At 71.1% G+C, this 4,586-nt stretch carries 5 protein-coding genes; 3 read left to right on the top strand and 2 right to left on the bottom strand.

Translation table 11 applies throughout. The annotated features are described in order from the left end of the window. The coding region (locus tag NX1_RS34730) for a DUF6542 domain-containing protein (RefSeq protein ID WP_084501994.1) at positions 1-654 on the bottom strand (654 nt) is incomplete at its 3' end. 125 nt (positions 655-779) lie between these two features. Continuing rightward, positions 780-1,937, bottom strand: a complete 1,158-nt coding sequence (locus NX1_RS34725; protein WP_068069368.1) for a DNA recombination protein RmuC — start codon at positions 1,935-1,937, stop codon at positions 780-782. A 186-nt stretch (positions 1,938-2,123) separates the two neighbouring features. Between NX1_RS34725 and NX1_RS34720 the strand changes: the two genes are divergently transcribed. From NX1_RS34720 to NX1_RS34710, 3 genes are all read left to right on the top strand, one after another. Then, positions 2,124-3,311 (top strand): exonuclease SbcCD subunit D, encoded by a 1,188-nt coding sequence (locus tag NX1_RS34720; RefSeq protein WP_068069364.1) that lies wholly within the window; start codon positions 2,124-2,126, stop codon positions 3,309-3,311. Continuing rightward, positions 3,308-3,631, top strand: coding sequence for a hypothetical protein (locus tag NX1_RS34715; RefSeq protein ID WP_068069361.1), 324 nt, complete (start codon positions 3,308-3,310; stop codon positions 3,629-3,631). Before NX1_RS34720 ends, NX1_RS34715 begins: the two co-directional genes overlap by 4 nt. Further along, on the top strand, positions 3,628-4,586 hold a 959-nt coding region (locus tag NX1_RS34710; protein WP_157120402.1), incomplete at its 3' end, for an AAA family ATPase. The genes NX1_RS34715 and NX1_RS34710, both read left to right, overlap by 4 nt.

Raw genomic sequence — 4,586 nt, 5'->3', positions numbered from 1 at the left:
CACCCGGGGCGGGGCGTCGGCGACGGCATTGGACGGACGACGACCGGGGCGCGGCGGTTCGTACTTGTCGGTCACCGGATCCTCGTCCACCTCCGGCTGCGGTCGCCGCGCGCGGCGGCGGGCAGGCTCGGCGGGCGCTTCCTCGTCGCCTCGCTTCACCGCGCTGCGGCCCCAACTCGAACCGCGGCGAGCCTCCTTGGAGCGCTCCCCGGCCGACTCCCGTTTGGCCACCATGATTCGCGCGCCGCCGATGGCCAGGACCAGCGCGGTGGCGAGGATCATCGTCGGGAACCGGTTCACCAGCGGGATGGCCAGGTTCAGCAGGATGTCCTTGAGCCCGGTGGAGATCCGGCCGGTCAGTTGCTGATAGGCCAGCGGAACCGCGAGGAAGAGCAACAGCGGCGGTAGCACCATCGTGGTGAAGATCCCGCGGAACCGGACGGCCAGCACCGCGGCGACACAGCCCACGACATACAGCGTGGCGAAGCTGGCGGTGAGTTCGGCGCTGTCGCCGTTGGCATCGATCAGGAACCCCAGCAACGTGCACGCGACCGCGATCAGGACTGCCCCCCAGGCCGGGATTCCCGGCACCGAAGGCAGGACCGAACGTTGCGGCGCGGGCACCCGGGATCGCACACGTTGGGTAGCAGCCACGGCATGAACACTAACTGCCGCACCGTTCGGAGGGGTTACGGCGGGGCCGTTGCTTCGTTGACTGGCTGGGCCGCCGGCGGCCCGTCGAGGCCGTGCACGCGGCAGGATCGCGGGCGGAAGCCCGCCTAATCGTCGGCGTCGGCGAACCCCACGGCGCGCGGGCGGGAATCCACCCGCTGCATCAACGGTGCCTCCTGCTCGGCTATCTCGAGCTCGTGCAGCTTGCGGGCGGTGACCATCACCCGCGACTCCACCGAGGAGACCGCGTAATTGAAAGCGTCCACCGCCTTGCCGAGTTGGGTGCCGAGCCGGTCCAGATGCCTGCCGGTCATGCCGAGCCGCGCCGACAACTCCCTGCCGAGTTGCTGAACCGTCGCCATATCGCGGGACACCGCCTCCTGCCGCCACCCGAAGGCCACCGTGCGCAGCAGTGCGATCAGCGTCGTCGGCGTGGCGAGGATCACGTTGCGGCCGAACGCGTACTCCAGCAGTCCCGAGTCCGTGGTCAGCGCCGCGTCCAGGAACGGGTCGCCGGGCACGAACAGCACGACGAACTCCGGCGCGGGATCGAAGGCCGCCCAGTACGCCTTGTCGGCCAACTGGTCGACGTGCGCGCGCAGCTGTTTGGCATGTCGCGCCAGCAGATCGGCGCGCACGTCCGGGTCCTCGGCGGTAGTGGCGTCGAGGTACGCGGTGAACGGCACCTTGGCGTCGACCACGATGTGCCGCTCGTTGGCCAGATGCACGACCAGGTCCGGCCGCACCGAACCGATGCGGTCCAGGCCGCCGTCCCCGCGCACCGCTTTGCTCACCTGGGTGGAGAAGTCGCAGTGCTTGGTCATCCCGGCGAGTTCCACCACGCGCTCCAACTGGATCTCGCCCCAGCGCCCGCGCACCTGGGGCGCCCGCAGCGCCGCGACGAGCTGACCGGTCTGGCCCGCGAGCTGATGTGAGGTGCGCTGCATGTTCGCCACCTGCTCGCGCAGGCCCGAGTAGGCGTTGATGCGGTGGTGTTCGACCTGTTGGATGTGCTGTTCGAGCGCCCCGACCGCCGCGCGCAGCGGTTCCACCATGGCGCCGACGGCATGCGAATGCCTGCGCGCCGCATCCTCGTTCGCGGCGTCCAGCGACTGCCGTAGCAAACGCTCGTTGTCGGCCGCCGCCGCGAGCCTCGCCTCCGCGACGGCCGCCCGCTGCCCGGCCCGCGCGCTATGCCCCAACCAGCCCACTCCGACTCCAGCGGCGAACACCAGCAGCAGCGCGACGAGCATCGGTGCGGTCATAGCGCAGATAGTGCCGCACGCCACCGACATCCAAGCAACCCGGCAGCGCACATGCGGAGTCCTCAGCTCGCCGGGCGTCGAATCACCCGGCTTTTCCAGCCATGTCGGGCGCGGGCCTCACGAGCCCGTTCGCGGCGGGCGAGGCGAATTGAACTCTGTCGGTGCGTGGCTCTACGGTTTCTGGCCATGCGGATGCTGCACACCTCGGATTGGCACATCGGGCGCACTTTTCACGGCGTCGATCTGCTTGCCGACCAGGCGCGTTCGCTGGCCGCCATCGCCGAGCTGGTCGCGGCCGAGTCGGTGGACGTGGTGGTCGTGCCAGGCGACGTCTACGACCGGTCCATTCCGAGCGCGGACGCGATCGCGGTCTGCAATGGCGGTTTCGAGGCGATTCGCGCCGCGGGCGCGGTGATCGTCGCGACCTCTGGCAATCACGATTCGCCCGCTCGGCTCGGCGCGGGCGCGAGTTTCGCCGCGGCGGGCGGGCTGTACCTGCGCACCACCGTCGCCGCGGCCGATCGGCCGGTCCTGCTGTCCGACGAGCACGGCGACGTGGCCTTCTACGGCATCCCGTATCTGGAGCCGGAGATCACCCGCGCAGAACTCGGTGTCCCGCAGGCGCGTTCGCACGCCGAGATTCTGGCGGCGGCGATGGGCCGGATTCGCGCCGATCTCGCGGGACGGCCGGGCACGCGCGCCGTGGTGCTCGCGCACGCGTTCGTGGTCGGCGGCGAGGCGACCGGTTCGGAGCGTTCCATCTCGGTCGGCGGCGTGGAGACGGTGCCGCTCGCGGAGTTCGACGGCATCGACTACGTGGCGCTCGGTCACCTGCATTCGCCGCAGACACTGTCCGGGTCGGTGCGCTACTCGGGCTCGCCGCTGCCGTACTCGTTCGCCGAGAGCTCGCATCGCAAGGCCGTGTGGCTCGTCGACCTCGACGCCGACGGCCTGTCCGGCGTGCAGCGGCGCGACCTGCCGGTGGTGCGCGGGTTGAGCCGCCTCACCGGGACGCTGGACGAGTTGCTCGGGGACCCGGCGCACGACGCGGCCGTCGAGCATTACGTCTCCGCGACTCTCATCGATCAGACCCGTCCGATCGACGCGCTGCGCAAGCTGCGCGAGCGCTTCCCGCACGCGGTGCACGTGGAATGGGTTCGCCCCGAGGGCAATCCGGAGCTGCGTTACCGTGAGCGGGTGCACGGCCGCCGCGACACCGAAGTAGCGCAGAGCTTCCTCACCGACGTGCGCGGCGCGCCGAGCGCCGGGGAGATGAAATGGATCGAGCGAGCGCTGGCCGCCGCGGTCGCCGAGCCGGAGCGGGTGTCCACGGTGCCTGCGGAGCTGCCGCTGTCCGGTGAGCTGAGCGCATGATCGCGCCGAGGGCATGGCGCGCGATCGCGCCGAGCGGACTGCGTGCTGCTGCGCCGAGTGCAGGCGGCGTCGCGCTGAACGAATGGCGGGCGGCGGCGTTGAGCGAATGGCGGGCGGCGGCGTTGAGCGAATGGTGGGCGGCGGCGTTGAGCGAATGGTGGGCGGCGGCGTTGAGCGAATGGTGGGCGGCGGCGTTGAGCGACGGGCGGGCGGCGGCGTTGAGCGACGGGCGGGCGGGCGCGTTGAGCGACGGGCGCGCGGCGGCGCTTGACGACGGGCCCGTCGGTGCTTGGCGGGTACGGCGCGAGGCCGCCGCATGAGACTGCACCGGCTGGAGATGACCGCCTTCGGCCCGTTCGCCGACACCACGGTCGTCGACTTCGACGCGCTCGGCGCCGACGGGCTGTTCCTGCTGCACGGGCAGACCGGCGCGGGCAAGACGACCGTGCTCGACGCGATCGCCTTCGCCCTCTACGGCCGGGTGCCCGGCGCGCGCGGCGAAAGCAAGCGCCTGCATTCCGATCACGCGCCGGAGCAGACGCCGCCGCAGGTCGTGCTCGAGGCGACGCTGGGTGGAAGACGTTTGCGGCTCACCAGGATTCCGGAGTTCGAGCGGCCCAAGCTGCGCGGCACCGGCATGCGCACCGACCCGCCCAAGGCCACGTTGACCTGGCTGGACGGGCGCGGCGAGAATCTCTCTCGCATCCCCGACATCGGGGACGAGATCATCCGCCTGCTCGGCATGAGCGCCGACCAGTTCTTCCAGGTGGTGCTGCTGCCACAGGGCGATTTCGCGCGTTTTCTGCGGGCCGACAACGAGGATCGCGAGAAGCTGCTCGAAAAGCTCTTCGACACCGAACGTTTCGGCACCGCCGAGTACTGGCTCGCCGACAAGCGCCGCGCCTCGGCGGCCGAACTGGAGTCGCGCAGACAGGGCATCGAACGGCTGATCGCGCAGATCCGCGGCGCCGCGGGCCTGAGCGTGACGGAGTCGGCCGGCGTGCTGGAGGCCGTGAGCTGGTCGCAGGATCTGCTCGCCACCGCCCGCGCCGATCTGACCGAGACGACAGCGGAAGCCGCGCGCTGCCAACAGGATTCGTCCGAGCTGCGGAAATTCGCCGACGAGCAGCGGCGGCTCGCGGAACTGCGTCGCCGGATGACCGCCGCCCGCGCGCAGCTCGACGACTACGCCGCGAGCGCCGAGCATCGCGCCGCGCTGCGCGCGGAGCTGGCCGCCGCTCAGCGAGCCCAGCCGGTCGCGGAGGCCATCGACGA

This window comes from Nocardia xishanensis NBRC 101358, assembly GCF_001613365.1.
Taxonomy (GTDB): Bacteria; Actinomycetota; Actinomycetes; order Mycobacteriales; family Mycobacteriaceae; genus Nocardia; species Nocardia xishanensis.
This window is presented reverse-complemented; position numbering and strand designations above follow the sequence as displayed.

Coding starts and splice junctions, on each gene's coding strand:
- NX1_RS34725 (WP_068069368.1), bottom strand. CDS start 1,937: ATGACCGCACCGATGCTCGTCGCGCTGCTGCTGGTGTTCGCCGCTGGA.
- NX1_RS34720 (WP_068069364.1), top strand. CDS start 2,124: ATGCGGATGCTGCACACCTCGGATTGGCACATCGGGCGCACTTTTCAC.
- NX1_RS34715 (WP_068069361.1), top strand. CDS start 3,308: ATGATCGCGCCGAGGGCATGGCGCGCGATCGCGCCGAGCGGACTGCGT.